We start from the raw sequence: 2,913 nt of genomic DNA on the forward strand, positions 1-2,913 counted from the left end.
TGGACCCGGTGGACCCAGTGAGCCCGGTGAACCAGGTCGATCCGGTCACCCCGGCCGCCTCGGTCTCGACCCGGCATAGTGGCGACGACAAGCGCGAAGCCGCCACCTCGACTACGACGACGCCGGTGGTGCGGACGGCCATCCGGCGCTATGAAGGCCAGGACCGAGGCACCCTTCGCCACGGCCGCGACAGCCAGGAGGACACCGACGACTCGGCGGCCACAGCTCCCTTCCGACGGCGACGGAGCGGCCCATGACGCCGGTCGAGGAGGAAGGCCGGCCGGGGGCCCGGCATCGCAGGGGTGGTACCGGCCCCCGGCGTGATCGCGGTACCGGTCCCGGCGATGGACCGTCGGACCGGGACCCACGCGACGCCGGGTATTCCGACGTCGGGTATTCCGACGAGGACGGCTACCCGGCGGCCGAACGCCCGGCCCGGTTCCCCCCGGACCAGTCGTATCCCGGTTATCCCGGGCAGATCCGTCCGGAGCAGCCAGATCCGGACCGGGGACTCGCGCGCCGGCCCCGGTACTCCGAACGGGACCGTCCGAAGCGGAACCATCCGGTTGACCCGGACGGACGCCGTGGCGCGCCACGGTTCGACACGCCGCGCCATGAAGACCGGCGGCAGGGCGACCCGCGGTACGACGGCGCGCGCTATGACAGCGGCCCGCGCCACCCGGACCCGCGCCACGACGATCCCGCGAGCCCCCGCGACAAGCGGTATCCGCGATCCGCAGGCCGCATCCCCGGTCCCGACGCTCCGCGCATGACCGCCGGCGAGCAGACCCGGAAGCTTCCCGCCACATCGGGCCCACCACCGCCGCCTCCCCATGTGCTGCCTCCGTCGGAAGGAGGTCCGCCGCCGGGGCCCCGCGTACCGGAACGATCGCAACGCAGCACCCCGCCGCTGGACGACGGGCGGACGAGCCGGCTGCCGACCCCGCCCGGGGTCGGCCCCGTCATCCCCATCGGACGATCCTCATGGCGGGACACCCCAGACCGCCCAGACCGCCCAGACCGTGCAGCGCGTCCGGAGCGACGCACCCGAGCCGACCGTTCCCGTCGGGACGGCGACGATCGCCGTCGTCCGTCCTTGAGCGAGTCCAAGCCGACGGTGGCACTTCCTCGCAGCAACGTCCGCCGCATCCCCCCCGAACCGGCCCGACGAGACACCGGCACGGCGCCGCACGGCAGCGCAACGGCACAGCACGGCAGCGCAACCAGGCAGGCCGGCGGGCCGGCGAAGACCGGGCCCGGCCTCGGCCGGGCCAGTGGAACCATGGCGATCGGCACGATCGTCTCCCGGGCATCCGGGTTCCTGCGGACCGTCGCGATCGCTGCGGCGATCGGGACCGGTGCGGTGAGCCAGGCCTACAACGTCGCCAACACCACGCCGAACATCCTCTACGACCTGCTCCTCGGCGGCGTCCTCACGAGCGTCGTGGTGCCGGTCATGGTCCGCACCGCGAAGGAGGATCCCGACGGGGGGGACGCGTTCGCGTCGTCGCTGCTCACACTCATGATCCTCGGCCTCGGGGTCGTCGTGGCAGTGGGCATGCTGATCGCCCCGTGGATCATCAGCCTCTACCTGCACGCCGGCTCCGACGAGCGGGCGCTCGCCGCCACGATGCTGCGGTGGCTCCTGCCACAGATCATCTTCTACGGGGTAGGCGCGACGATCGGGGCGATCCTCAACGTCAGACAGTCGTTCACCGCGCCCATGTTCGCCCCGATCCTGAACAACCTGCTGGTCATCGTCACCTGTCTGAGCTTCACCTATTTCATCGCGGGTCCGCGCCCGCGGGGTGTGGACGGGCCGAAGGCCATCACCGACACCCAGGTGACGGTGCTCTCCGCCGGGACGACGCTGGGCGTCGTCGTCATGACCCTCGCGCTGCTCCCCTCGCTGCGCAAGGTCGGTTTCCGCTACCGGCCGCGGTTGGACATGCGGCATCCCGAACTGCGCTCGACGGCTCGGCTGGCGGGGTGGACGCTGCTGTTCGTCGTGATCAGCCAGGCCGGCTACCTGGTGATCGTCAACCTGTCGACGGCGACGACCGCCTACACGATCTACACGTACGGATACCAGATCTTCCAGCTCCCGTACGCCATCATCGGCGTCTCGGTCATCACCGCACTGTTGCCGAGGATGAGCGGGCACGCCGCCCAGGGGCGCAGGGACCTAGTGCGGGCCGACATCTCGATGGCGACCCGGGTCACGATCACCGCGATCGTGCCCGCCGCCCTGTTCATCCTCGCCCTGGGCCGGCCGATCGCCGTCGCCGTGTTCCATCACGGCGCGACCGGCTACGGCGACGCTATGGACATCGGCGACACCCTCAGCGCCTTCGCCCTGGCCCTCGTGCCGTTCTCCCTGTTCCAGGTACAGCTACGGGTGTTCTACGCCTACCAGGACAGTCGCACCCCGGCACTGGTCAACATCGGGGTCGTAGCGGTGAACGTCATCGGTGCCCTGGTCCTCACCGTGGTCGTGCCCGAGGAGCACCGGGCCGTCGCGCTGGCGCTCTCCTTCGCCACCGCCTACTTGATGGGCCTCGCGGCGACGAGCACCCTGTTGCACCGGCGGCTCGGGGGAATCGATGGCAATCGCACCGTGCAGGTCATCACCCGGGTCGCGATCGCGGCCGGGATCGGCGCCGTCCTCGCGTCGCTGCTCGCCCGAGGTGCCCGCGCGGTCGTGGGTGAGGGGTGGCTTGGTTCCGGGGTCGCGGTGGTGCTCGCCGCGGCCGTGGGAGGCGGGCTCTTCCTCGCGGTCGCCACCCGGATGGGGATACACGAGATCAACGCCCTGCTGGCGGAGGTGAACGGACGACTCGGCGGCCGGCTGTCCCGACGGCCGGGGCGATCATCGCAACGCGGCTGACCGGCAGTGATGGCACCTAGGGCCTG

2 protein-coding genes are annotated in these 2,913 nt (G+C 71.3%); both read left to right on the top strand.

The genetic code is table 11. From position 1 onward, the window contains the following. Nucleotides 1-257: hypothetical protein (locus ACY5KJ_RS07765; protein WP_462203075.1), on the top strand; the 257-nt coding region annotated here is incomplete at its 5' end. Then, entirely contained in the window at nucleotides 254-2,887 is a 2,634-nt protein-coding gene (murJ, locus tag ACY5KJ_RS07770; RefSeq protein WP_462187477.1) for a murein biosynthesis integral membrane protein MurJ, read from the top strand. The genes ACY5KJ_RS07765 and murJ, both read left to right, overlap by 4 nt. Nucleotides 2,888-2,913 lie beyond the last annotated feature (26 nt).

Source organism: Frankia sp. CcWB3, assembly GCF_977927595.1.

Bases quoted from the DNA above. Each gene is read 5' to 3' on its own strand.
- murJ (WP_462187477.1), top strand. From the start codon at position 254: ATGACGCCGGTCGAGGAGGAAGGCCGGCCGGGGGCCCGGCATCGCAGG.